This window comes from Lactiplantibacillus xiangfangensis (assembly GCF_001438845.1).
GTDB lineage: Bacteria > Bacillota > Bacilli > Lactobacillales > Lactobacillaceae > Lactiplantibacillus > Lactiplantibacillus xiangfangensis.
In genome coordinates this window covers 72,315-98,089 of record NZ_JQCL01000054.1, presented here as the reverse complement: position 1 = coordinate 98,089, position 25,775 = coordinate 72,315, and the positions used below count along the sequence as shown (strand labels likewise).

Here is a 25,775-nt window from a genome sequence, read left to right as displayed (position 1 = left end):
AGGAAGCTGATCTTTTTTGTCCGAACAGCGTTCGGATTAATTTTACAATCTACCATATGATATTTATGTGACTTGTTTTGTCTAGAGTAAGTAATTTTCTTATAGGTCTTAAATGTTAATCTTTCGTAGTAATGATGTTTGGTGCTAATTGAAGAATACCAGTTACCCTTAATCTTTTTAGGCAACTTTTTAGTGTAACGGCGATAATGACCATATTTACCGCCAAAATTTAAAGCTTTTGGGGTTGTAGGTGCTGACGCTTGAGCTTTAAATTCAGTTCCACTAACTGCTAAGGTGACTAATGCAATCAGTAATACAAGTAATCCATGCTTCTTCATGTATAACGCTCCTCCAATAAATAATAATTTCCTTTAATTTCTCATTGCATATTATTTCAGTTAATTGATTTTTACAGCTTTATTTTGATTAATGAAGTCACAAGTTTGAACTACACTATTTGATGTGAGAATTTTGTTATTTGGAGACGAATATTTTTTGTCTAAACGCTTATTTTGATAATTTTTTAGAAATCCATGCGTGTTCCCTTTTTCGATAAATCATTGTTAAACCATAACACAACGGTTGTGTTTGTTCTTAACGCAGATGCGATTAATAGTCTTAGACATTCAGTCATGGACACTAGCTATGATTTTTTTCAACGTAATCAATCTTCAATTATTATTTATAATATCCCTTCAAAGTATAATACTTAAAAGGTAGAATTGAGTTATAAACTATAAGTAATATTATATCATGACAATAGTTTTACCATAAGGCCTTGACTAAGGAGGAGAAAAACATGGGATTGCTTAATATTTTTAAAACTAAAACTGATCAGAATTCAAATCCAACGAGGGGAAACATTGAGGAGGGAGATGTGCAGAAGTTTTTACATCTAGATGAGATATCAGCAGGTGATTTTCCTAAAGCTATTGCTAAGCTGTATGATTGGTTAGGTTATACGACTACAATACGGGATGGATTTAACGATAATTATATTGATATAATCGCAACTAAAGGACAGAAAAACCTGGCAATTCAAACGAAAGCATATAGCTTGAATTTTGATAAGGCACATGCAGTAGATAAAAGTGTTGTTAATGGATTACATAGTAACCTGAAAGATGGTCAACAAGGAATCATAGTTACAACGGGTGTTTTCACGTCTCCAGCGATGGAAGATGCTAAAAGACAGAGCATTAAATTATATGATCGAACGGCAATCTACCAACTAGTTGTGGCAGCAAATCCTAATTTGGCAGCTGAAGTACTGTATCGCAAATCATTAGATGAATTGAACCTAAGTCGTTGTCCTAAATGCCATGCTGGGTATTTAGCTAAACTATACAGTAGTAAAAAGGATAAATATTATTATCAGTGTCTAAATTGTCATGAGATTTCATATGAAAATCAACTCGATTAAAGTAAAAATATTAATCTGGATTTGAAGGTTAGTTAAACTTTTTAACATCTGCATGTTGAAATTTCAAATAGCTTTTGAAAGATTATAACAAGGCGGTTAGATAACAGTTGATTACTGTTTATACTGGCGAAGGTTTGGTATGATTGGTAAAAAATTTGATACTAGTAAAGGTTAAGGAGAATGCAACCATGAAAAACGATAAGTCTATCAAGAATAGAAGCTTGTGCGAAGCAAAATGTGAAATGGCTGTATCACCAGACGATAAAGAGCCGACTTTTCGAAAAGGTGAACCCGTTCGACCAGATGTTTTAAAGACTGCAATTGAAATCTTTGGTCAACATGAGGACCTAATGAAACGGCTGGAAGATCTATGATATTTTAATCAGGTTAGGAACGGTGTGAGTGCTAAAAAAACAGGTCCAGTGAAATCCCAATTGACCGGGACTTTACTGGACCTGCTGTGGTCTGTTAACTTGAATTACGCTAGTGCTTAGGGACACCACAGAATCCGTCACACGCACATTTACGTTCTGAAATCATCGGGCAAAGGCAGATACCATCCGAACTCGCGCAGCCACAGCCAGGGGCACAAGTCATCCCTGCGTGACAAAACGGATTGTCGTCTTTTTTAGTTTCGTTCTTTTTAACGTTTTCAGTCATTGTAATCGCCTCGAATTAAATTGATTAGCAACTCTCTAAGTTTTCAGTACTGATGACCTTAAACTTCTCATCGAGTTTCTTGGTCAACTGAGCTTGTTCTTGGTCAGTCAATTGGGTCCGCTCGCTACCAGCGGTGGGGTGGGTCAGTACTTGCTGGTATAACGCACTTTTCGCACTCGCTTTATCGTCGATTTTAACCGCCACCGCTGTGCTGAGCCCAGTAGTTGTATCCACGTACGCGCCGCCGTTATTCACAATAAATCCAGCTGCAAAATAATCTTGATGATTAACAAGAAAATACTCAGTCATGATCGGTCTCCCTCTTAGATAAAGATTTACTGCATACCTGCATTATACTAGCCAGCATGAATAAAACAACATTATCAGTTTGTTCACAATCATGTAGCGTATTTGGGGATAAGTGAAGGAGAATAGTCTATTTTAGTTTTCCACAAGTGGACAACTGTTGTGGCTAGTCGGTTATCCACATAAGAAACTGAATAAGTGGTCAAATTTGTAAATAATTAAACGCTGAAGAACAGAACCAGATTGGTTGCCATTCTTCAGCGTTTAATTATTTACAACTATTTCAAGTTAACTAATGCTTGAGCCGCCTTGCGTCCTTGGTGCACGATGCCAGAGATAGCTGTCCCTGAACCAGGGTAGTAAGGGCCAATCCAACCGCCGGCGTTGAGTCCGGCCGCATAGAGTCCCGTAATTGGTTGTTTGAAGTTATTCAGCACTTGACCATCAACGTTAATGGTTAAGCCGCCCAGTGCCCCCAAGTTAGTTGCTTGGTTATGATAGGCATAAAATGGTGCCAGGAGTGGCTTTAAGCCAGTTTTCCGACCAAATTCCAAGTCCGTTCCGTGGCTAACGTTTTCATTCCAAGTTGAGATGGTTGCTTCTAAATTAGCAGCGGGAACGTCAATTAACTTAGCGAGTGCTTCAATACTATCGGCGCGTTTAACAACGCCGTCCTTTACATCGCTTGCTAAACTCTCGTCCGTCCAAACGCTACCGGGTTCGTGAATGGAATTTTGACCAAAAATCATGTAGGTCGGTTTGCCTAATTGTTTTTCTTGTTGGAAAATGGCGCGATATTCATAAGCGTAGGTCGCGTCCTCACAGACGAAGCGGCGACCAGCACCGTTGACGAACACTAACGGGATGGTTGGAATTTGATTACTCGTTCCGTTCCCGGTCTTACCACAGAAGTCAATCGTACCGCCCATACCACTAACAGCGGCACCAGCCGATAATCCCATTAATAGGCCATCACCAGTATCAGTTTTAGCGGATAGACAGGTATTAAACATCAAGTCATTATAATGTTGTGGACTGTAGGCTTTAGCCAGTGCTGGGTTATGATCAATACTTGCGGTAGCTAAAATGACACCACGAGTTGCCCGAATGAGTTGTGACTGACCATCATGGGTAACTTTCACACCGTACACCGTATGATCCGTTGCGTCTTGAACTAAGGCGATGGCGGGCGTCTCATAGTGAATGGTTGCGCCGGCTTTAAGTGCGGCTTTTAGAAGGGTTTGGGTTAAAACTAAACCATCACCCATACCGCCGCCAGTCCCCGTGCCGTTATCATAGACGTGAATTCGATCGGCAAAGTTTTCAGAATCAACGTATGGAATCTGACAGTGCCCGTAGACACTAATCCAATGAATACCAAGGTCGGCCAACCAGTCAATATTCTTGGGAGCACCATTTGCTAAATCCTTAACGAGTTCGGGATCAACGGTATTTTCCCCAGCTTGAAGCCATAATTTAGCGTGCTTAGCAGGGGTGTCGTCAGGATAGTCCGTACTCTTTTTTTGCAAGGCTGTTCCAGCCGCTTGAATCACCCCACCGGAATAGTTAGTTGTCCCACCAGGAATGCCGCTTTTTTCACTAATATAGACCGAAAGTCCTGACCGGGCAGCTTCGGCTGCGGCAGCCAAACCGGCACCACCAGCACCAACAACGACGACATCGTAGCTGGCATCGAAGGTTAAATCGGGTTGATAAGCGACAGCTGGGATGACTGGAGACGGATTGCTTGGCGTTTCTTCTGGATTAGCGGAAGCGCCAGTTGTTGCATCGGTCGTTTCCAGCTGGTCAGGGGCGTCAACTGTGAGGTCAGTAGCTTCTTCCGCGGTTAAACGCCCTGAGCTAACAGCTAAAGCCTTTTTAACGGCATTTTTAAAGCTGTTTGAACTAACGGATGCACCAGAAACGGCGTCAACATCCGCATTGTTAACCGCTTTCATTTTTTGTTGCATTTGTTGGATACCTAACGCGCCCACGGTACCCGCTGGTGTGTCGGTCGTAACGTCGATTAACTTGTTATGATCATCAACCGTAACGGTAGCGGTGATAACGCCGTGAAATCCTTGAACAGCGCCAATGAATTTTTTAGTCATAAGAGTAACTTCCTTTCAAAAAAAGAATGTTCAGTAATTAACAATATAATAGCACATTTTTTATTACTCGGGTAAGACTTTTTGGCCAATGTTATAATCAATATAATGACGGAGGAAATCAGCAGATGACAAAAGCAACGGATAACAGCATTATGATAACGGCAATCGATTTATTTAAAGCCCAACAATTTGAGCAGGTGACGGTTAATGATATCTGCCAGGCTTGTGGAATTACTAAACCGACTTTTTATTATCACTTCAGCAATAAGGACCAGTTGATTAGTCGATATTTTCGTGGCTTGGTCGAACAATTACCAGCACAATTACGATGTCAAAATGGCGCACAAAATCCACTTGAGCGCATCTATGATTTCTTTCAGCAGACGATTCAAGTGATTCAAACGCTGGGCCCCGATCTGTACAGTCAGCTCTATATTTCTAATTTAAAAAGTAATCAACATACCTTTGATTTTAGTGAAGCAATCAACAAGTATGTCACTGAGCTGATCAGTCAGGCACAGGCTAGTGGGCTGATAAACAATCCGGCTTCAGCCGTGACCCTTTATCGTAATTCAGTTTTCTTATTTGAAGGCTATGAAATTAACTGGTGTTTTCAAAAAGGGGAATTTGATGCTTTTTCAGCGACTAAACAAGGTTTAGCGGTTTTGTTTGTGACTAATGATGTGAAGGATACAACTGACTAAAGTTAGTTAAAACGTTCCGTGTTAAGCCGATGTGACGTCTTTATTGATTAGTCTCCTAAAGATTGAAAGTCCCAAAATTGCTGTCAACGTTGCAACAGCAATAATTATTATTCCTAAAATTAGCCGCTCCATCGGGTAGCCTTGAGTGCTATGGAGGACGGTCCCAGCCAAAGGACGGTCTGGAACCTCACTTCAAAGTCGCCAGCCCACGTCTTTGAAATGCCCGGCAAGATTAGTTGGATAAACCACCGGCTAATCTTGCTGACACAGCACTCGAGGGTACCCGACTGCGCTAAAAAATATCTTCCTATTGCTTTTACTGTCGGATAATCAGTGGTAACCTCCGATTATCCGATTAGCGTCACATTTATCATAGGCAACTTCCAGTTATGTTGAGATTGCTATCAAACTTGACCAATTTATTTTAAGACAATCTTAGCATAGCTGGCAGAACCAGTGGGCGGTGTCGGCACCGTTCTCTGTCTGTAGCCGACCCCATGGCCCACTGATTCTGCCGGCGAAGCGCTGAAGAATGTTAATCTTCTAATGATAAGCAGTGTTATGGCAACGATTGAACTAGTTTTAGCACTTTCAATCTTTAGTTAGTCTCTAAATCTAATCAGCTGAACCTTTAAAAATCAAAAAGCCGACCCGCCAGCACCATTGATGACACGTAAATCTGTCATCAATGGTCGCAATGGGGGCCGACTTTTTTGATTAACGCTTTAATAATTTTGGGGAAACGATTGTAAGCGTTACTAATTCAATTACTTACTGCGTGGTGCTTGGGGATGCAACACGGCCGCTTTTTGTGGAATCGTTTGGTCGCGACCAAGGTACATCTGGTAGAACGGCGGAACGTCGTTGATCATCTTCAACAGCGCTGCTTGTAGTTCTGGGAGCTTAGCGGGATCGAGGGCTGGAAGATCCGCAGCCGTCACGTCACCATGAATACCTGCAAAGCGTTTAACGCGTTCTAACAAGTAGCGTACATCGTAGCGTGATGGGTTGACTTCGATAACGGCTTTGTCGAAGTGCAGCAATCCGTAGACGGCTTCTAAACCGGTCCGTACCGAGGTTTCAACGGTGAAGACCACGTCGTCATCGATTTCAACAAATTGACCTAATAGGGCGAGGTTGGTGCACCCATCAGGGATAACGTTTGGCCGATCGCCAAGTTCACGCGGCATAAATTGCGCGGTACAGTATGGCATCATGGCCGTTGACATGTAAGTGTGAGCTAAGACTTCATCTTTGATGTCTAACATCCCTAAATGATAGAGCAGTTCGGTCATAATTTCATTACCGGTACAGTCCCACATCCGTTTCTTAATGTAGTTCCCGGTATTTTCACCATAAAGGCCGTACCCCCAACCAACTTCCTCGTCGTTGGCTTGGTAAGGGAAGAATGGTTTATGGTGAATTTCAAATGAAAGATCCCAATTTGAGTCCTTAAATGTCATCAAACCACCGGTACCGGCTGGGCTACCAGACATTGTTTCGATCCGTTTGAAGAATTCAGGATAATCCTTAACGGTTGGGAAGAATGAGATCCACTTGGTTTTGTCAATTTGACCAAGGAACTTTTCGGGATGGCCGAACTTGGCATCCTTGTTAGCAAGGTTCTTCCAAATAGTGAACGTCCCCATATCAGTAGTGTCACGGTTGGTTTCAGCGACGGTGTGGTTATCACCAAAAGTACTGTTTTCGCTGATTGAACCTGTCGTGACGAAGACGAGGTCTTGAGGTGCAACGGAAACGTTCGCCTTGATGCCGTTCTGAGAGGCAATAATCGTATTGACGGTGTTGTTGGTATCATCTAGTTGTAAGTCGGTGACCGTGAAGTTGTTAACGAACGTAACTCCTTTGTCGGTTAACCAGCGTTCAATCGGCAAAATAATGGCATCGTATTCGTTGTACTTAGTATGAATGAAGCCTTCCAAATATTCGTGACGCGTGATGAAAGTAAATCGTTGCCAGTAACGCCGGCATTCAATGGCGCTGTGGTAATGTTTGAATGCTAATTGACTGTGGAAACAAGTCCAGAAGTTTGTCTTGAAGAAGCCCTCGTCGAAGAAGTCATCGAGACGCTTGTTAGCGAGTTCTTCCTCAGATGAGCTGACGATTTGACGCATCGCTTCAGCGTAGCGTGGTTCCAATTTGTAGTCGTGATAGTGACTGTCGATTTCACCTTGGTTAATGATGACCCGCGCTTCACTGTGAATTGGTTCATCACGGTTAAAGTCAACCACGTCATCGAGTACCGTTCGACCCGGATTTTCTAATGATGGAATCTTACTGCACAAATACCATAAACACTCCATATAAGGTTCAAGTTCGCGTTCAGCACGGCAGAGGTAGCCGGCATTTTGCTTCGTGCCGTCCATCGAGCCACCGACAACTGGTTTCTTTTCATAGATTGTGACGTTGCGAGCGGGCATTTGGGCGTCATCAATTAGAAAAACTGCGGTGGCTAAGCCAGCAATCCCGCCACCAACGATGTTTGCACGCCGATCGTCAATGCCGGCTGGTTTGAGTGGTCGATACATAGTTTGATAAATGTTCATTGTAAAAGCCTTCTTCAATTGGATTTCTTGCTTGTCTTTACAATAGGTCGTGCCTGCTTTGAGAACAATTGACAAAAAAAATAAACTGTCAAAATTTTGACAGTTCACAAAAATTGTAAATCTTATTTAGTATAACGTTGAAGTGCTTTTTGAAAATCGCCTTGAATCAAGACACCGGTTTGTTCCACGATGTCTTTGGGATCAGCTTTGAGGCCGCTTTTGAGCCAATCAAAGATTAACGCGATGAAGGCTAAACTATAGAAATGAGCAATAAAATCCTTATGTTCTTGTGCCACGTTCAGTCCCTGTGCTTGGCGTTCAACGACGGCGATGATGTACTGATCAAGGACTTGGTAGATGTATTTTTCCAATACATCGCGGTAGGCGGACTGGTAGGTGTTGATAACCAAGTATTGATTCTTTTGAATGGTCAACATGACGTTAAGAAAGCCCTGTTGCCAGTTATCGTAATCAGCAACATTAGCTAGTAATCTAGCGGTTGCGCGTTTGGCCGTCCACTCGACGAGTTCGTAGATATCAGCAAAATGATTATAAAATGTTTGCCGAGTTAGGCCGCAATCATCGGCGATGGTTTGAATCGTGATCTTATCGACGGGTGTTTGTTGCAATTCGCGAATTAAAGCGTTCGATAGGTGTTCTTTTGTGTTGATATGCATGAATCAGTAGTACCCCCCTACAAGGTTAGCTGCAACTTATTATACAATGATTGGACCGATTGGTGAACACTTTTTAAAGCCACTGGTTAAGGCATTTTGAATGTGACTCATAAAGCAGTGGAGGCGTGAATTTTGGACTGCTAGCAGCACACGTTTAGCGAGTTATCCCGAATGACCTGTGAATTTTGGGGATAAGTGCTATGAAAACGGCCTTTTTAGTTATCCACAGGGTGATAACTTTCGCAACTGAGTTGTCCACAGTCGGTTGGTCATGTCCGGCGGTATCCGTGATTGGCCCGGTAATCGTTGGGGGTCATGTCAACAGCGCGTTTGAAGAGGGCAAAGAAACTACTAATATTTTTGTAGCCCAACTCGACTGAAATTTCTTCAATCGTCTTATTTGATAGGGCAAGCATGCGTTTTGCTAACTCAATGCGAATGAAGGCTAACTGTTCGCTGAAACTTTTATTGAATAAATTCTGACATAATCTTGAAAAGTAATTCTTATTATAACCAAAATGTTCAGCGGTGCCGTGTAGCGTTGCGTCCTGATTATGCAGGACTAAGTAATTAAAAATTAGTCCGGATTGGGTATCAGCGCTGGCGTGGTGAATGTCGGTGCCGGGAAAATCGGAGTCTGAAATTGAGATGGTTTGTTCATGATTACGTAACAATTCAGTTAGCAAAAGTCCCGCGCTCATCTCGCGTTGGTAGTTTAAGAAAACGTCGTTTAAATCTTGCCGTTCAAGTTCGGCTAGTAGGTCAAAATAGCTGTGTTTAATCTGATCGGCTTGGTGCCGGTAAACGATGTAGTGTAATTCGTGTTCGCCGGCATTCATGAGGTCGTGGACCATGGGATTGTCCCCCACAATCACCATATTCAAGGGCGTAGGCGCATGGAGACATTCTGAAAAGACACGTAGGTTGGCCGGTGCGGCTAAACTTTTGAGGGTAACGGGATTGTTGGATGACATCATAATCACGTCAAATGGCGCTAAGGAAACGTATTTGCCGTTCAAGTCCAATTCACAGGGAGACAAGCTTTCAATAAAACGAATGTGAAAAGGTTCGCTAATGTTTTCATTTTGTGGGCGAATTTTGAAATTTGTGTCATTGAAATCAGTTTCTTTCAACGTTAATGCGGATGTAATCAGATAATTTCTAGCCAAAAGTACTCCTCCATTTACAGAAAAGTGACATTTTCATAGTAATAAAGTTATTATACACTATCTACTTGTTCACTTTTTAGCTTTATACTGACTTTGGAAATTAAGTTAAGGAGTGAACAAGAATGACAAATACAACGATGAATACTGATGTTTTAGTTGCTGGTACGGGTGGTACTGGCTTAGCGGCTGCGTACGCCGCTGCTGAAAAAGGGTTAAAAGTTTTAGTGATTGAAAAACAACCCCAAATTGGTGGGAATACGAAAATCTCAAGTGGCTTTTTCGCAATTGATTCCAAGGAACAACGGGCAGCTGGCATGAAAATGTCGACTAAAACGGCGATCTCGGAATTAGCAAATTATAACCACTACTTGTCCAACGGTGTTTTATTAGCACGGATTGTCAATCGTTCAGCGGACACGTTAGCTTGGTTGGAAAAATTAGGTATGGAAATTAAACTGAACCCAACGGCCAAAACGACGCAATTTGCACATCGTAATAATGATTATCGTGGCGGTTCATACCACATGTACCAACATAAAGATGAAAGCTATCAACGGATCCAACAAACCTTGGAAGACGCCGGCGTTAAGTTTCAATTTAAGACAACCATGACCGACTTGATTATGGCCGATGGCAAAGTCGCCGGCGTTACTGCGACAACTGATGATGGTGATCAATTAACGATCAATGCCCAAGCAGTGATTGTTGCAACTGGTGGCTACGGTGGCGATGCGAAAAAGGTTGCTAAGACCATGCACACTTCTGATTTGCGGACCTTAGGGGTTCCAAACGATGGTGAAGGCATGAGCGCAATGGTCAAAGCCGGTGCAACGGATATTGACAGTCACGCTTTGATTCATGCAGCCCAGTTAGCAAAATCAAAAGTGACCCAAAAGACTTCCGCAAAACATTTGGCCGGTTTCTCATCAAACGCGTTGACGCAACTATTGTTAACGCCACAACTTTGGGTTAACAAAAAAGGAAAGCGCTTTACTAACGAAGACGTTGTTTACGACACCGTTGAATGGGCCAACGCCGCTTGGTCACAAGGTGGGAAGTATTTATTCGTTGTTGATCAAGCCACTCTGGATACTTTTACAGCTGATAAGAACGCGGAAGAAGTTTCCCAAGCTGGCCCCGGTGCGGCAACAGGTCGTGGTGACTTTACCAAGTTGGCTGAAGAAGCCATTCAAGGTGAAACGGCTTACCGCGGCGCAACGTTGACTGAATTAGCTACCAAGGCGGGATTCAACGCTGATGACTTTGTTAAGACGGTTGATACTTATAATCAAGCCGTTCATAACCAGGATGATCAAGAATTTGGTAAGTCTACTAAATCACTGGCTTACTCAGTTGAAAAGGGGCCGTTCTACGCCCTTATCAGTCAGGCGGCCTACCTTGGGACTGTCGGTGGTGTCCGGGTCGATGAGAACCTTGCCGTATTAGACGATAATTTCAAACCAATCCCAGGTCTTTATACGGGTGGTGCCAATGCTGGTGGCTACTACGAAGGCCATAGCTATCCTGCCTTTGAAGGGTTAGCTTCTGGATTTACGTGGACTTCTGGCCGAATTGCCGGGACGAGTGCGGCTGACTATGTCAAAGCAGCACCTGCAACGGTGTCGTCACATTAGTTAAGGGGGCTTTTGATTATGGACACACCAAGTAAAGCATATGTTTCGAAAACTAGAATTGGTGTTTTGGCGGTTAGTACGATGGGGATGGCAGCGTTAGCGATTACGCCATCCTACGCAGCGATTGCGAAAAACTTTGCACTGAGTAATACTAGCGTCCAAATGCTGACCTCATTACCGAACCTATTTATGATGTTGGCAGGATTAATTATTGGGAAGCTGACTGCTAGCAAAATCAATCTTAAAACGTTGACAATCAGTGCGATTATACTAGTTGTTATCGGGGGATTCTTACCACTTGCTTTTCATACCAGCTTCGCATTCCTACTCCTTTGTTCATGCTTAGTCGGGTTGGGGCAAGGTGCTTGCACGAACTTATCACAAGTTTTGATTTCTCAAATGTTGCCTGAAAAGGAACGGCAATCAACGATGGGGTTAACGACCACTTTCACGAATATTGGTGGGATCATCTTCATCATGGGTGGTGGCCAATTAGCCGCGACGAATACGTGGGTCAATAACTATTGGATCTACATTTTCTCGCTGTTAGTTTTGATCGTTACGCTAGCCTTAGTACCTTTCCACCCAGAAGCAGTTAACCAAGATGATGGTAGTAGTAATGAAAAAATTCAACTAAATAAGTACGTGTTCTACTGTGCTTTCTGGGGATTCTTCGTCATGTTACTGAACAACGTCTTGAATAACAACATTTCCTTGTTCGTTGTTCAAGAAAAACTGGGTGCAACGTCGCAGGCCGCGTTAACGTCGACCATTTCATTAATTGGCGGGATGCTATGTGGCTTGATTGTTGGTGTGATTGGGAAGAAGTTCAAATACACCTCGATCTCAATGTCATTTATCATCTACGGCTTATCGTACTTGCTTGTTGGGTTTGGCCATTCCTTATTGTTAGCATTCATTGGTAGCTTCTTCGTCGGTGCGGCGATGAGTATTGCGATGGGCCAATTCCCGTACTTGATTTCGATTTCAGTTGGTAAGAGTAGTGTGTCAATGGCCTTGGGTGTTTACGTCGCCATCTATTCTGTTGGTGGGGTCGTCAGTCCGTTTATTATTAATCCGTTGACCAGTGTCGTAGAGAACATGGGCTTGAACGTCTTTTCCGTTAGTGGCATTATTGCTTTGATTTTAGGTGTAGCTTGCATTCTATTAAACTTCCAGAAAAAGCTCGTTCAAGATGCGTTAAATTAAATATTTTAGTACTCGTGATGCCTGCAAATTCTTGTATGGCGTTACGAGTATTTTTTGCTTCTGGTAAAATGAAATCAACGATTACGAACTTGGAAGTTACGCAAACAAAACCGGACATGAAAGTAGGGATTAGTCATGAATTATAACTTGATGCCAATGAAGTATTTTGTCGATGTGGTTCAGACCCACGGATTCAGTTCGGCCGCCAAACGGAATTATGTTTCGGAGACGGCGGTCAGTTCCGCCATCAGCAAATTGGAAAATTCACTAGGTCAACGCTTGTTACACCGTTCCGCGGGGCAGTTTGCGCTGACGCCGGTCGGGGAACGATTCTATCACCGTGCTGTGGATATTTTGAATTCCTATAATGAAATTTGGCGGCACCCGGATACGCACCCTGATCAGTTAGTCCGCATTCACTTTTTGCAAGGCCTAGCAGACGATGCGGCTGAATTAGCAAACCGATTTCCGGCGCGCATGCAGGTTAATTTTGATGAAGAAGCCTTTAATCACAGTATTAGCCGCCTGATCAAGGGCGATTACGACATGCTGGTTGGGTTTGAGTTGGCGTTCTTAAATAATGCCAAACTGCGGACCGTGCCGTTTAAGGCGATCAATTTCGATTTGCTATTTAATGCTACGGAAGTTGCGACGGCCCCCGACCCGCAAGACTTACCGGCATTAGCCCGGAAATCAACGTTTTACTTACAATATTGGCAGTCGACCGGAATCTCCGATATTCAAGAAGCAATGTTAAAGGCCTATCGCCAAGGACCGTGGGACTATCAGCAGGTTTCCGGCGTTAATAGTTTTGCGGCCGCCTGCATGAATGTGAACTTTAGTGGTGGGGTAACGTTTGTCCCCGAAAACTTTAAAATTCCGGATAATTGTGAAAATATCTACAGATATACACCCGCGCATTTAAAACAAGCTTTTAAAGTGGTCGTTGCGATGAATAGTACGGCTAATAGTGATGTGTTTAAACTTTTAACGCAAGCGATAAGCTGAGGTTATCTGTGACAACTTTTATGTGTTGGCCCTAAATTGTGAATCAATATACAATATAGTTATTGAAAGATGAATTCGCATGAAAGGGTGAATTTTAAAATGAAAACGTTATCAACAGCGGTTGTCGTAGTCGGTTCTGGCTCAGCAGGAATTTCGGCGGCTTTTGAATTATACCAACAAAAAATCCCATTTATTTTATTGGAACGTGGTGACAAAGTTGGTGGTGCCGGCAAGTTTGGTGCTCATGGGGTCTTCGCCGTTAATTCAAAGCAGCAACAAGCCCAATGCGTTAAATACGGTTACGCAGAGGCCTTCAAAGGATTGACCGATTATAACCACTACTTTGTAAACGGGGAATTATTAGCCCGCTTCTTGAAACTTTCTGGCGCCAACATTGACCGGATGACGGCCATGGGGCTGCCCGTTACGGTGGAACAAAGTGAACAAAAAGCGCATTTAAATGATCCGCTAGTCTATCATAAGTTCAATAATTTCAAGGAAAAAATGGCGAACTGGGATCAATTACCAGCTAAATTTATTGCGGAGGGCAATCAGGTCTTGACGGAGACGGCCGCGGTTGATCTGGATTACAGTGACGGATTAAAGGCCGTCATCGTCGCTGACCAGTCGGGAACGAAGACGCGCATTGAAACTAGCAAAGTGATTTTTGCGGACGGTGGTTACTGCGGTGACCCTGACATGATGAAAGCTAAGTACGCCGATGCCGATGAATTTTTAAATTTAGGTGAACGTAAGGCAGAAGGTACGGGGATCAAATTAGCCAAAAAGCTCGGTGCCGATACGACCCATACCCCGGTCCTCTTCGCGCATGGTTGCGCCCCAAGTCTTCAAATTAACCCAATGCGGCGGGACAGTAGCGTTGAAACGTTGACCAATCTTCCGTTGTTATGGTTGGACAAAACGGCTAACCGGTTTGTCAACGAGGACGCCGTTTACGACTTTGCAATGTGGGCGAACGCTGCGCATAACGTCCAAGGCAAATACTACGTACTCTTAGATCAAAAGACGCTTGACCACTTTAAGACGCACGAAGTTCCACTAGAAGATACGTTCGAACGTCAATTTTGTGAAGTTGGGCAGACACCCCGGACGACCGTTGGGCCACTACCAAATATTCAAACGGACTTTGACGCGGCCATTCAAACGGGAGAAGTGGTTAAAGCCGATTCACTCGCGGACTTGGCAACTAAATTGAACCTCTCACTAGCAGCTTTACAGCGCAGCGTTCAATCTTACAACCAAGCTGTTGACCAGCATGAAGACGACGTTTTCTTGAAGCCGAGTGACGAATTGCTATTTGGTGTGACGGACGGTCCGGTGTACGCAATCGTGGAACATTGTGCCATCTTAGGGACTTTGGATGGGGTCAACGTGAACCGCAATTGCGAACCCGTCACGACGGCGGGAGCGCCAATTAAGGATTTATACGTTGTTGGTAATAATGTGAATGGCTTGTACTCTGACGGTTATCCAAGTTATGAAGGCATTGCGAACGGTTTTGCCTTTGTCTCTGGTTGGATCGCCGCACAGGAAGCCGTTAAGAGTTTGAAACAAGCAAAAGTGGAGGCATAGCTCATGTTAAAAGATAAAGTTGCAATGGTAACGGGTGCTGCACAAGGAATTGGTTTTGCTATAAGTGAAGAATTTGCCAAACAGGGCGCCGATGTCGTGTTGGCAGACTATAATCCAAAAGTCACGGACGTTGCCAAGACTTTGGCCGGCAAGTACGACGGAAAAATCGTCGGTCTGGTCATGAACGTGATGGATAACGACAGTATTCAAGCCGGGTTGGACCAAATCATGGCTGACTTTGGTCACTTAGACTACGTGATGAACAATGCCGGTGGCGGGACGCTTAAACCCTTTGCGGAATTAACGGATAAGGATTTTGATAGCACGATCGACCTTGACTTACGGGGCACCTTCCGCTGCATGCGTGCAGAAATTAAATTATTCTTGAAACAGGGCTTTGGCTCAATTGTGAATACCGGTGCGCTCGGCAGTATTTACAATCCTGGTGGCATGGGTGCCTATAACGCTGCTAAAAACGGCATTATGGGGATGACGCAGGCCGCCGCGGTGGACTACGCTGCGGATAATATTCGGGTCAACTGTGTGGCACCAGGGTTAACGAAGACCCCGTTAAACGACGGCGGTTTTCTTGAAAAAATTTTACCAACGGTTCCAATGAAACGTTACGAAACGGCGGCTGAAGTTGCTAAAGTGTTCGTCTTCGTTGCTAGTGAGGCCACCTTCATGACGGGGCAAACGATCTTGAGTGATGGCGGTGTCTCGGTTGGTTTGAAATAGACGAGGGGGACTGAACATGATTCCAAAACAAAGTCAGTATGATTTAGTCATCGTCGGTGGTGGCTTAGCCGGGTTGGCGGCCGCTGTGAGTGCTGGTGAAAAGCACTTGACCACCTTAGTGTTAGAAAAAGGCCGAACGATTGGCGGCGATGGGAATTACGTTGAAGGTGCGATGGGTGTTGACAGCTATTTGCAAAAGCAAACTGGCATTCACATTGACCGCACGAAGTTACTCCAATCAGAACTGGACTACTCGCATTATGAAGCGAGTGCGCCCCATCTGAAGAAATTGATTGATCAGAGTGGGGCCACGATTGATTGGCTACACGACCTAGGAGTTAAGTTCAGCAAGGTCGGCGGTCAGGGTAAAAGTTGGCCAACGATTCATAGCTTTGCCGGTGGCGGTCATGCGGCGGTCACGGTCTTATTTGAAAAGGCACAAGCACTCGGAATTGAATTTGCGATGAGTACGGGTGCTGAACGGGTCCTAATGGAAAACGGGCAAGTTGCTGGGCTAGTTGTCATGAATGAGGCGACCGGTCAGACGCGTGACTTGAAGACGAACAACGTCATTTTAGCCACCGGTGGGTACGTGGATAATCCCGAATTAATTCAAAAACGTACGCCGTTCTTTAAGCGGTTGCTCTCAGTCAGTGACGGTAAATCAACGGGCGATGGTATGCAGTTGGCCTGGCAAGCTGGTGCGGCCCATTATCAAATGGGCGCAATTCAGTACGGTGGCGGTGCGATTTACGACCGCCAACAGCCACCATTTGTCCACATGGCATCACAGTTAGCGGCCGCTGCAACGCAGGAAGCCATTCTCTGGGTCAACGAACGTGGTGAGCGCTTCGTCAATGAGGATGTTAATGACAATATGTGCCATGCCGGTGGCGCCATTTTGACGCAGGCCCGGACCTTCTCCATTTTGGACCAAGCCGCCATTGACCACCTGACTCATGTTGGGTTATATAAAGAAGTGGGCAACTCACCGGTTTCGCCGGACAAGTTTGACCAATTACAAACGGAACTTGAGCACGATACGGCTAGTGGCGCGAAGTACTTAACCAAAGGTGCGACGGTTGAAGAACTCGCAGAAAAGTTGAACCTTGTTCAGTTACCTGAAACAATTGCGCACTATAATCAGCTAGTTGCATCCGGTGCCGATGCGGACTTCGGTAAGGCGGCACCGTACTTGACCGGCTTGAGTCAGGGGCCGTTCTACGCCGTTGAGTTAGGTGTTGGGATGGCGTGTGCGCTGGGTGGCTTACGAGTAGACGAAGCCAATGCGGTCTTAAACAGTCACGGTTACCCAGTTCCCGGATTATACGCTGCCGGAAACGACGCAGCTGGGATGTTAGTTGGGGACACGTACGCGGTCACACTACCCGGCAGTACGGCGGGATACGCCGCCTTTTCCGGACGTAACGCGGTCCAACAAATTAAATAAGTTAGTTTTAAGATAAACAGACTAAGGTTAGTGTCGTCAGATCAATTGGTCTTATGGCGTTAATCTTAGTCTGTCTATCTGTGCAACTTTTAGATGTAGAGCTACGCTTAGAACGTCGACACTATGCGGTTAGTTTTCTGAATTTGCATGAAGAAAGTCGCTGATACGCGGGGCTGTAACTGCCGGTTATAAAGTTGAATTATAGAAAATTAGTTGACAAATTCATTAACCTATCGCTACACTTATTCATGAAAACTAAATACGATTTCTTCGGGGCAGGGTGAAATTCCCGACCGACGGTGACAACTGTTAAGTAGTTGAAGTCCGTGACCCGCGTGCGCGCGGCTGATCCAGTGTGAGTCTGGAACCGACTGTAAAGTCAGGATGGGAGAAGAAACAAATGTGCTGCTTTTTTCGTGACAGTCGTACTGAAAGCGCAACCAATAGTGGTTCTCTTTGACGTACGCACTGACGAAATCTATTTAGCAACTCAACCAACACCCGATTATCGATCTATTTGATAATTGGGTGTTTTTTTGGAGGTGTGTTAGATGTTATCAACAGATTACATGGCATTGGCAATTGAACAAGCCCGGCTCGGTGGTCCCGCCACGTATATGAACCCACAAGTCGGAGCAGTCTTGGTTAAGGATAATCAGGTGGTTGCAATGGGGTATCATCATCATTTTGGCGGGGCCCATGCAGAAGTGGCAACGCTGGCACAAGTCTCGGCAGCCACGTCGCGGAACGCCACGTTGTACGTGACGTTAGAACCATGTAGTCATTTTGGCAAAACGCCGCCCTGTTGTCGGCAAGTAGTGGCAGCTGGTATCAAGCAAGTTATTATCGGTCAGCTTGATCCGCACCCAATTGTAGCCGGTCGTGGGCGTGATTATTTAAAGGCTCACGGCGTAAAAGTAACGGTGGGGTGTTTGGCAGCGGCAGTCAAAGCATTGAATCCCCACTACAACTGGTTTTATCAGCACAATCGGCCGTGGATTACGGTCAAAGCAGCGGTATCACTGGATGGCAAGTTAACGGCAACTCGCGGCCAGCGGAGTTTGGTGACTAACCATGCCAGTTACTTGGATAGCCAGCAAGTGCGTAGTCAGTATCAGGCAATCGTTATTGGTGAACGAACGTTGACGATTGATGACCCTGCTTTAACGGTTCGGTTACGGGCACTAGCTCACCCACCGGTTCGAATTGTGTTATTGCATGACAGCTCAGTGGCCATAAAGTCACAGCTAGTGCAGTCAGTAGCAGCCCCCACGTGGTTACTGTGTCGGCACTCAGCTAGTAGTGATGCGGTGTTACGGACCATTCCCCACGTCCATGTACAAATTGGTGATTGGACGCCGGCAAAGTTAAGCACTTGGTGTGCAACTAAAGGAATCCAATCCGTATTAGTCGAAGGTGGTAGTCGGGTACAAGCCGATTTTGTGGCGGCTGGTTTAGTCGAAGAAGTCTTGTTATATATCGCACCGACAATGTACGGCGGTCAAGGGTTACCGATGGTGAGTGGCGATTTAACTCGCCAGCCAGTGCTATTTGAGCAGCCCAGTGTCACCGCTTTAGGAACCGATTTGAAGATTGTTGCGTTCAGGAAGGGAGTGGTCTGATGTTTACGGGCATTGTGCAAACGCAGGGCCGCGTTAAGAAAGTTCGTCGCCAGGGCCAAAGCTTGGACTTAACGATTACAGCGGGAACCATCACCACACCCGATTTCAAGCTTGGCGACAGTCTGGCCGTCAACGGGGCCTGTTTAACGGCGGTTACGATTGCAGCACCCGATGTTGTCGTCAATGTGATGCCCGAAAGTGTTCGACGGACGAATCTAGGCGAACTGCGGCCTGGCCAATTAGTGAATTTAGAGCGGGCTTTGGCAGCAAGTGCTCGGTTGGATGGTCACTTTGTCTTAGGTCATGTCGATTACCAAGGTCAATTAGTGCGTCGGCAAGTTGACCAAACGTCATTGCGGCTATTTTTCCAATTACCGGCGGCTTATCAAGCGTTAGTCGTTGAAAAAGGTTCCGTAGCCGTTGATGGGGTCAGTTTGACCGTTGTTGCAGTGACCAGTACCACTTTTGAGATTGATTTGATTCCGCATTCACAGCACAGTACCACGCTCGGATGCTTGAAAATCGGAGATCATGTCAATGTTGAAACAGATATTTTAGGCAAATATATCACTAAGCAAGTACGATCAGAGAGGGGTTAAGGAATATGACAGTTGAAACTAAAATTGAAACGGCGTTGGCAGCCTTAAAGCAAGGTGGCTTGATCATTGTCGCCGATGATGTATCGCGGGAAGCCGAGGGCGATATGGTTGGTTTAGCGGCCAAAGCCACGACAGCAACCGTTAATCGCATGATTACGTCAGCGCGGGGGTTACTATGCCTCCCCGTGGCACCCAGTATCGCGGCCCGTTTGAACCTGGAGTTGATGACGACAAAAAGCCATGATGCTTTTGGTACGGCTTTTACCGTTTCCCTGGATCATCAGACGACCACTACGGGAATCTCTGCGGCTGATCGGTCCACGACAATTCGACAAGTGGCTAATCCTAATAGTCAACCGGGAGACTTCTACCATCCTGGGCACATTTTCCCATTGATTGCTCGAGTCGGTGGTGTCTTAGAACGCCGCGGACATACAGAAGCAGCCGTTGATTTAGCTAAGTTGGCTGGAGTTGAACCAGCGGCCTACATTTGTGAAATTGTAAAAAAGAACGGCTTAATGGCGCGGCGCAAGTCGCTAAAAGCGTTAGCGGAAGGGTTAAGGATCCCTATGATTACGGTAGCTGACATTGTAGCTTACCGGGTACGCCACACCCAGCCAGCCATGACCAAATTACCAACGGTTAAATTACCCAATGAACACGGCCAATTTCGATTGACCGGGATGCAATTTTCCGGGGATGCTGAGCCGCAGTTAGCTTTACAATTAGGCGACTTAACGACTGACGAACCGGTATTACTCCGATTGCATTCGGAATGCTTAACCGGCGACGTCTTTGGATCTAAGCGCTGTGACTGTGGTCAACAATTACAGGCAGCGTTAACGACGATTGGTCAAACCGGGCGCGGGCTGTTGCTGTATTTACGTCAGGAAGGCCGTGGGATTGGCTTGGCGAATAAGTTGCGGTCTTACCATTTACAAGAACAAGGCGTGGATACTTATGATGCTAATGTTCAGTTAGGATTCCAACCTGATGAGCGTCATTATGATCACGCTTCCGCGATGTTACATGCACTGGGGATTACCAAAGTTCGCCTAATGACGAACAACCCGGACAAAGTTGAGCAATTAGCCGCTTATGGCATTGAAGTTGTTGAGCGGGTCCCCATAGAAGTGCCGGCCACGGCGGCGGATATTAGCTATTTAAGGACGAAACGCGATAAGTTTCATCATCAATTGTCGGTAAATTTATAGTGGAGGTCAGTTAAAATGACAACTTTTAGTGGTGATTATCAAGGCAACGGGTTAAAGATTGGCATTGTCGTTGCACGGTTCAATAACTTTGTAACCGAACGATTATTAGCGGGTGCACAGGATAGTCTAGTCCGTCACGGGGTTACGGCAACCGATATTGATGTAGCGTGGGTCCCCGGCGCATTTGAAGTGCCATTAGTGGCCCAACAACTTGCGACAACGCAAAAATATGACGGCTTAATTACGCTGGGGGCCGTCATTCGTGGCGAAACCTCGCACTATGATTACGTCTGTAACGAAGTTTCTAAAGGGGTGGCCCAAGTTGGGCTGCAGACGGGCTTACCAACAATGTTTGGTGTGTTAACGACCGATACGGTGGAGCAAGCCGTTAATCGTGCTGGTGTTAAAGGTGGCAATAAAGGGGCCGATTGTGCGCTGAGTGTTTTAGAGATGATTAATTTAAAACGCCAAGTTTTGAATTAATTAGTGCGTGGTAAAAGCATCTGCAATTTTGACTTAACTGAGTTAGTTGGTAGTCTTAATCAAAGAACGTCCTCGGAAATTCCAATTGAGAATTTCCGAGGACGTTCTTTGATTAGCGGTATTTTTTACATTAAATCGAGTCATCCTTTTGATAGGATAATAAGTCACCGGGCTGACAATCCAAGACACGACAGATAGCGGATAAAGTGGAAAAACGGACCGCCTTGGCTTTACCGTTTTTTAGGATCGAAAGGTTTGCCATTGTGATACCAACGGCTTGGGAGAGTTCGGTCAGACTCATTTTACGTTTAGCGAGCATGAGATCTAAGTTAATTGTAATCATATCGTCAACTCGTTTTCTGTCTTGATCTGAATGGCACTGGCTAATAACTGAGCTAAAATATTAGCGAATAAGCCAATCACGAAGGCGATACCCGTTAAAATGAGTGCCAATAGTAGTAGGCCGGGAGCGTCTTCGGCCTGGACCCACACGTAAAAAATCGGAAGCAGGGCGGCGAAGATGATGGTGACACTATAAGCCGCTCGCTTGATCCAAGTCAGGGCAGCAACGGAAGGAGCGGTGAAAACGTTGCGCTGATCGATTAGGGTGAGCAACTGCCAGGATTGATAAACAGCTAGTAGCACCAAGGCAATCATGGCGTAGAAGCCAATGCCAAATGGCCAAACGAGGCCACCTAAATCGGTGTGGGTATTTTTGAGAATCGTTGGCACGACGATCACTGCGGCTAAAATCATTAACAAACTAATGACGATCAATGCTAGTTTGAGTAATAGCGTCTGTTTTTTCATGACGAACACCTCAACTTTTTAGTTTAATTATACGCACTAGTTATCGATAATCAATAAAAAAATAATGATTATCGATAAAATAAAACCAATCCCATTAAATTGGATTAGCCCGAATATGTTTATTAGTCCGCTGGAAACGTCTTAATCAATTGATTAAGTAGTGGTCCCACCTGTTTTTTGTCCCGGGTCAAATAGGTCGCGTAAATGGCCATCTTGGCGCTGTTATCGATGATGGGCAGGGTGGCGCGGCCGTCATCATTGGCTAAAGGCGCTTGATAAGCGGGGTCCAGTGGGGCGAGGTTTGTACTGAAAAAGGGAAAGTCCGAAAAACGGGTGATTTCAGAAAATGCGTCACGTTGTCCTTGATAGAAGAAGTGGGCGTCCGGAATTGCTTTTTGAATAATCTGGCGCCAAGGACCTCAGCTTTATTGTTCATCACAATAAAGCTGAGGTCCTTAAGTTCCGCAAAAGTAATCTTTTCCTGATTCGCTTGGTACATAAACTTGTTGAGGTGAACCGATAGTTTTTCCACACCAATCAGTTTGGAACTGATGTGGTCGGTGTTAATGGATTGGTTAGAAAAAATGACGGAATAGTGATGTCTTTTTAACGCGGGGCCAATTTCGTTCGTTGACAAAAGTTGTGAGGCGACGTTAACGTGAGCAGAATTAGCGTATGGTGCTAATAAGAGTAGCGGCCCCGGAATGGTTGTGGCCAGTTTCAGCACGCGCTGCGTCTTATCAAAGTCACGAATGGTCGTTACTAAATCGTGATTTGCTTGCAGTAAGGTGGCGGCTTTTTTAGCGGCTAACTGCCCCGTTGCGGTTAGGCTAATGCGATTCGGCTGGCGGTCAAAGAGTTGAACGCCAAGGTCGGTTTCTAACTTTTGCAATCCGCGTGTCACCGTTGGTTGGGTGACGTTAAGTTGTTCGGCGGTTTTGGCAAGGGTGCCGGTGGCGGCAAAGGTCACGAGTTCTTGCAGTAAGTAGTTATCTAACATCTCAATTCACCTCAGTATACGTTACTTGTATACTAGCATGCTAAAGTAGTAATTTTCAAACGATCGGGCTGGGGTTAAGGTAGTCACAGATAAACGAAAGAAAGTAGGAAAATCAAATGACAACTATTCCAACGGTAAAATTAAACAACGGTGTTGAAATGCCCCAACTGGGTTTCGGAGTCTTTCAAGTGCCGGATTTATCAGAATGTGAAGCAGCTGTAACTGAAGCGCTAAACGCTGGTTACCGGTTAATCGATACGGCAACGGCCTATCAAAATGAAGCTGCGGTTGGCCGCGCCATCAAAAAGAGTGGAATCAAACGTGAAGACCTATTCATTACTTCTAAATTATGGGTTTCAGACTTTACTTATGACCGGGCTAAGAAGGGTATCGATGCTTCACTTGAACGCCTCGGTTTAGACTACCTGGACCTATACTTGTTACACCAACCTTACGGCGATACCATGGGCGCTTGGCGGGCATTGGAAGAGGCGTACCACGCAGGTAAAATCCGGGCAATCGGTGTTTCTAACTTCTACGCGGATCAATTAAAAAATTTGGAACTTACCATGACCGTCAAACCAGTCATTAATCAAATTGAAGTAAATCCGTGGTACCAACAATCAACCGAAGTCGCTTTTAACCAAGGCGAGGATGTTCGGGTGGAAGCTTGGGCACCGTTTGCGGAAGGCAAGCACAGTATCTTCACGGACCCAACGATTGCTAAAATTGCGCAGGCCCACGGCAAGACCGTTGGCCAAGTGATTTTACGGTGGTTATTACAACGCGGAATTACGGTAATTCCAAAGTCCGTGCATCCAGCCCGGATGGTCGAAAATATGGCCGTCTTTGATTTTGAATTGAGTGATGTGGAAATGCAAACAATGGCTGGTCTTGATCGCCACGAAAGCCAATTCTTTGATCATCGGGACCCCGTAACGATTGAGCAAATCTTCGGTTCAAGTCTCAAAAAACTAAAGGAGTAAGCTAATGACACCAACAATTAAATTAAACGATGGTAGTGAGATCCCGTCAATTGGGTTTGGTACCTTCCAAATTCCAAGCGACGGTTCAACGTATCAGGCCGTAAGCGAAGCGTTGAAATTGGGGTATCGGCATATTGATACCGCGGTGGCTTACTTTAACGAGGCTGAAGTCGGCCAAGCTATCAAGGATAGCGGTATTCCGCGTGACCAAATTTGGGTGACCAGCAAATTATGGCTACAAGACTTTGGTTTTGACGCCGCCACGAAGGCCATTGATACCTCTTTAACCAAGCTGGGACTGGATTACATGGATCTTTACTTGATTCACCAACCTTACGGCGACGTTCCCGGGGCTTGGCGCGCAATGGAAGCTGCCAAACAAGCCGGTAAGATCAAGTCGATCGGGGTCTCCAATATGACGCCTAAAATTTGGGAAAAGTTTGTGCCCCAGTTTGCGACGAAACCAGCCGTAAACCAAGTGGAATTCAATCCTTATTTTCAACAAAAATCATTGCGAGCGCTATTAGCAGTGGATGACGTTAAGTTGGAAGCGTGGGCGCCATTGGGCCAAGGCAATCGGGCCTTGTTAAATGACCCAGTGATAACGAAATTAGCTGAAAAGTATGGGAAAGACGCGGGCCAAATTATTTTGCGCTTTGAAAATCAAAGCGGCGTCATTGTATTTCCAAAATCCGTGCACGTAGCGCGGATCAAGAGTAATCTCGATATTTTTGACTTTGAACTCACACCAACTGAAATGACGACAATCGAACAGTTGGATACTGGTAAAGGTCGGCATGATCCGGATGCTGACGGGGTTCAGGAAATGCTATTGGGTGCCTTTGATGTTCATGCGAACGACTAAATTAGAAAAATAAATGCAGGTGACGCTCAAATTGGGTGTCACCTGCATTTTGTTATTTAGGTAAGGGTAAGTTCAGATTGGCGGCGAGCTGTTTTAAAAACGCATTCGCAGCTGGTGATAAACGTTGGTTTTTGACCCAGACCAAACTAGTTCCGACGGTGAGCCGTGGCTCAAGGGGGACAAAAGTTAAGTCCGATTGGTTCGTGTTGATAATCCCGTCGACACAAAGGGCGTAGCCGACACCCGCTGAGACTAGCAATGACGCGTTATATAGCAAGTTATAAGTGGCCACCGTTTTAAACTTGGGGGTGCTGTTACCAAACCAGTCTTGCAATAAATTATTGACGCCGCGCTGACTCGAAATAATCAGATTTTGGTGTTCCAAATCAGTGAGTGATAGGTGGTCTAGCTTAGCTAGCGGTGATGAATTTGGAACCAGCAGTCCCCAGCGACTTTCTCCGGGGAGCCGCAGAAAACTATAATCACTTTTATCAACCGGATCCATGACAATCCCGAAATCAAAGTTACCGGATTTTAGGTTGGTATGAATATCGTTAGCGTAGGCACTATTAATATTAAAAGTAATGTTTGGGTACTTTTCTTGAAGGATGTTGATGGCCTGAGCGACGTTTAAAAAGCTGCGGGCTTCAGCGGTGCCAATCGTCACTGAGCCACTGATCGTCAAAGTTTCATTAATGTTTTCGACGGTTTTATCCGTTAAATCAAGAATCTGGTTGACCCGGTGAGAGAAGTATTCGCCGGCCGTCGTCAATTTGATGGTCCGGTTACCACGGTCAAATAACGTCACCCCGAGTTCAGCTTCTAGCTCACGCAACTGCCGCGAAATCGTCGGTTGCGAAACGTGAAGCTGTTTAGCGGCGCGGCTGATGTTCAGTTCAGTGACGACCGTTTGAAAATAACGTAACACTCTTAATTCCATAAGAAGA

25 protein-coding genes and 1 riboswitch are annotated in these 25,775 nt (G+C 45.2%); of the genes, 15 read left to right on the top strand and 10 right to left on the bottom strand.

Going from position 1 to position 25,775, the window contains the following annotated elements; all coding sequences use genetic code 11:
* The coding region (locus IV64_RS04895) for a hypothetical protein (RefSeq protein WP_191982887.1) at window positions 1-338 on the bottom strand (338 nt) is incomplete at its 3' end.
* Between the two features lie 461 nt (window positions 339-799).
* Here IV64_RS04895 and IV64_RS04890 point away from each other — a divergent pair.
* Together IV64_RS04890 and IV64_RS04885 are read left to right on the top strand one after the other, a co-directional pair.
* The gene (locus IV64_RS04890) at window positions 800-1,423 is read left to right on the top strand and encodes a restriction endonuclease (RefSeq protein ID WP_057706025.1); all 624 of its coding nucleotides are present in this window, start codon (window positions 800-802) and stop codon (window positions 1,421-1,423) included.
* Between the two features lie 188 nt (window positions 1,424-1,611).
* On the top strand, window positions 1,612-1,797 hold the full coding sequence (locus IV64_RS04885) for a hypothetical protein (protein ID WP_057706024.1): 186 nt from the start codon (window positions 1,612-1,614) through the stop codon (window positions 1,795-1,797).
* 310 nt (window positions 1,798-2,107) lie between these two features.
* On the opposite strand, the gene IV64_RS04880 is transcribed toward IV64_RS04885, so the two are convergent.
* Complete coding sequence (locus IV64_RS04880; protein ID WP_057706023.1) at window positions 2,108-2,392, bottom strand: hypothetical protein; 285 nt, start codon at window positions 2,390-2,392, stop codon at window positions 2,108-2,110.
* 275 nt (window positions 2,393-2,667) lie between these two features.
* Window positions 2,668-4,500: an FAD-dependent oxidoreductase gene (locus tag IV64_RS04875; protein ID WP_057706022.1), complete on the bottom strand. Its 1,833-nt coding sequence runs from the start codon at window positions 4,498-4,500 to the stop codon at window positions 2,668-2,670.
* A 125-nt stretch (window positions 4,501-4,625) separates the two neighbouring features.
* Between IV64_RS04875 and IV64_RS04870 the strand changes: the two genes are divergently transcribed.
* The gene (locus IV64_RS04870) at window positions 4,626-5,204 is read left to right on the top strand and encodes a TetR/AcrR family transcriptional regulator (RefSeq protein ID WP_057706021.1); all 579 of its coding nucleotides are present in this window, start codon (window positions 4,626-4,628) and stop codon (window positions 5,202-5,204) included.
* 767 nt (window positions 5,205-5,971) lie between these two features.
* On the opposite strand, the gene IV64_RS04865 is transcribed toward IV64_RS04870, so the two are convergent.
* The 3 genes from IV64_RS04865 to IV64_RS04855 all read right to left on the bottom strand — a co-directional run bounded on the left by IV64_RS04865 (window position 5,972) and on the right by IV64_RS04855 (window position 9,617).
* The gene (locus tag IV64_RS04865; RefSeq protein WP_057706020.1) at window positions 5,972-7,771 is read right to left on the bottom strand and encodes an oleate hydratase; all 1,800 of its coding nucleotides are present in this window, start codon (window positions 7,769-7,771) and stop codon (window positions 5,972-5,974) included.
* Between the two features lie 122 nt (window positions 7,772-7,893).
* Window positions 7,894-8,448, bottom strand: a complete 555-nt coding sequence (locus IV64_RS04860) for a TetR-like C-terminal domain-containing protein (RefSeq protein WP_057706019.1) — start codon at window positions 8,446-8,448, stop codon at window positions 7,894-7,896.
* 269 nt (window positions 8,449-8,717) lie between these two features.
* Window positions 8,718-9,617 carry a helix-turn-helix domain-containing protein gene (locus IV64_RS04855; RefSeq protein WP_057706018.1) on the bottom strand — a complete coding sequence of 300 codons (900 nt, stop codon included), beginning with the start codon at window positions 9,615-9,617 and terminating at the stop codon, window positions 8,718-8,720.
* 122 nt (window positions 9,618-9,739) lie between these two features.
* On the opposite strand from IV64_RS04855, the gene IV64_RS04850 reads away from it, so the two are divergent.
* From IV64_RS04850 to ribH, 10 genes are all read left to right on the top strand, one after another.
* Window positions 9,740-11,251: an FAD-dependent oxidoreductase gene (locus tag IV64_RS04850; protein ID WP_057706017.1), complete on the top strand. Its 1,512-nt coding sequence runs from the start codon at window positions 9,740-9,742 to the stop codon at window positions 11,249-11,251.
* 18 nt (window positions 11,252-11,269) lie between these two features.
* Window positions 11,270-12,460, top strand: coding sequence for an MFS transporter (locus tag IV64_RS04845; RefSeq protein WP_057706016.1), 1,191 nt, complete (start codon window positions 11,270-11,272; stop codon window positions 12,458-12,460).
* A 135-nt stretch (window positions 12,461-12,595) separates the two neighbouring features.
* The gene (locus IV64_RS04840) at window positions 12,596-13,468 is read left to right on the top strand and encodes a LysR family transcriptional regulator (RefSeq protein WP_057706015.1); all 873 of its coding nucleotides are present in this window, start codon (window positions 12,596-12,598) and stop codon (window positions 13,466-13,468) included.
* Between the two features lie 99 nt (window positions 13,469-13,567).
* Window positions 13,568-15,061 carry an FAD-dependent oxidoreductase gene (locus IV64_RS04835; RefSeq protein ID WP_057706014.1) on the top strand — a complete coding sequence of 498 codons (1,494 nt, stop codon included), beginning with the start codon at window positions 13,568-13,570 and terminating at the stop codon, window positions 15,059-15,061.
* 3 nt (window positions 15,062-15,064) lie between these two features.
* The gene (locus IV64_RS04830) at window positions 15,065-15,799 is read left to right on the top strand and encodes an SDR family NAD(P)-dependent oxidoreductase (RefSeq protein WP_057706013.1); all 735 of its coding nucleotides are present in this window, start codon (window positions 15,065-15,067) and stop codon (window positions 15,797-15,799) included.
* A gap of 16 nt (window positions 15,800-15,815) precedes the next feature.
* The gene (locus IV64_RS04825) at window positions 15,816-17,249 is read left to right on the top strand and encodes a vinyl phenol reductase (protein WP_057706012.1); all 1,434 of its coding nucleotides are present in this window, start codon (window positions 15,816-15,818) and stop codon (window positions 17,247-17,249) included.
* Between the two features lie 262 nt (window positions 17,250-17,511).
* Window positions 17,512-17,649: riboswitch (FMN riboswitch) on the top strand.
* 151 nt (window positions 17,650-17,800) lie between these two features.
* Window positions 17,801-18,871, top strand: coding sequence for a bifunctional diaminohydroxyphosphoribosylaminopyrimidine deaminase/5-amino-6-(5-phosphoribosylamino)uracil reductase RibD (gene ribD, locus IV64_RS04820; RefSeq protein ID WP_057706011.1), 1,071 nt, complete (start codon window positions 17,801-17,803; stop codon window positions 18,869-18,871).
* Window positions 18,871-19,470, top strand: coding sequence for a riboflavin synthase (locus IV64_RS04815; RefSeq protein WP_057706010.1), 600 nt, complete (start codon window positions 18,871-18,873; stop codon window positions 19,468-19,470). The genes ribD and IV64_RS04815 overlap by 1 nt, the downstream gene beginning before the upstream one ends.
* A 5-nt stretch (window positions 19,471-19,475) precedes the next feature.
* Window positions 19,476-20,684: a GTP cyclohydrolase II gene (ribA, locus tag IV64_RS04810; protein WP_057706009.1), complete on the top strand. Its 1,209-nt coding sequence runs from the start codon at window positions 19,476-19,478 to the stop codon at window positions 20,682-20,684.
* 15 nt (window positions 20,685-20,699) lie between these two features.
* Complete coding sequence (gene ribH / locus IV64_RS04805; RefSeq protein WP_057706008.1) at window positions 20,700-21,167, top strand: 6,7-dimethyl-8-ribityllumazine synthase; 468 nt, start codon at window positions 20,700-20,702, stop codon at window positions 21,165-21,167.
* A gap of 130 nt (window positions 21,168-21,297) precedes the next feature.
* Here the strand turns inward: ribH and IV64_RS04800 are convergent, their stop codons facing one another.
* The 3 genes from IV64_RS04800 to IV64_RS04790 all read right to left on the bottom strand — a co-directional run bounded on the left by IV64_RS04800 (window position 21,298) and on the right by IV64_RS04790 (window position 22,977).
* Complete coding sequence (locus IV64_RS04800) at window positions 21,298-21,510, bottom strand: helix-turn-helix domain-containing protein (RefSeq protein ID WP_057706007.1); 213 nt, start codon at window positions 21,508-21,510, stop codon at window positions 21,298-21,300.
* Complete coding sequence (locus IV64_RS04795; protein WP_057706006.1) at window positions 21,507-21,977, bottom strand: DUF2975 domain-containing protein; 471 nt, start codon at window positions 21,975-21,977, stop codon at window positions 21,507-21,509. Before IV64_RS04795 ends, IV64_RS04800 begins: the two co-directional genes overlap by 4 nt.
* Before the next feature lie 262 nt (window positions 21,978-22,239).
* Window positions 22,240-22,977, bottom strand: coding sequence for a LysR family transcriptional regulator (locus IV64_RS04790; RefSeq protein ID WP_338033739.1), 738 nt, complete (start codon window positions 22,975-22,977; stop codon window positions 22,240-22,242).
* 116 nt (window positions 22,978-23,093) lie between these two features.
* Here IV64_RS04790 and IV64_RS04785 point away from each other — a divergent pair, with 116 nt between their 5' ends.
* Entirely contained in the window at window positions 23,094-23,963 is an 870-nt protein-coding gene (locus tag IV64_RS04785) for an aldo/keto reductase (protein ID WP_057706005.1), read from the top strand.
* 4 nt (window positions 23,964-23,967) lie between these two features.
* Complete coding sequence (locus tag IV64_RS04780; RefSeq protein WP_057706004.1) at window positions 23,968-24,828, top strand: aldo/keto reductase; 861 nt, start codon at window positions 23,968-23,970, stop codon at window positions 24,826-24,828.
* Between the two features lie 52 nt (window positions 24,829-24,880).
* Here IV64_RS04780 and IV64_RS04775 read toward each other — a convergent pair whose 3' ends face one another.
* A complete protein-coding gene (locus tag IV64_RS04775; RefSeq protein WP_057706003.1) occupies window positions 24,881-25,768 on the bottom strand; it encodes a LysR family transcriptional regulator in 888 nt (295 codons plus the stop codon).
* Window positions 25,769-25,775: the final 7 nt, after the last annotated feature.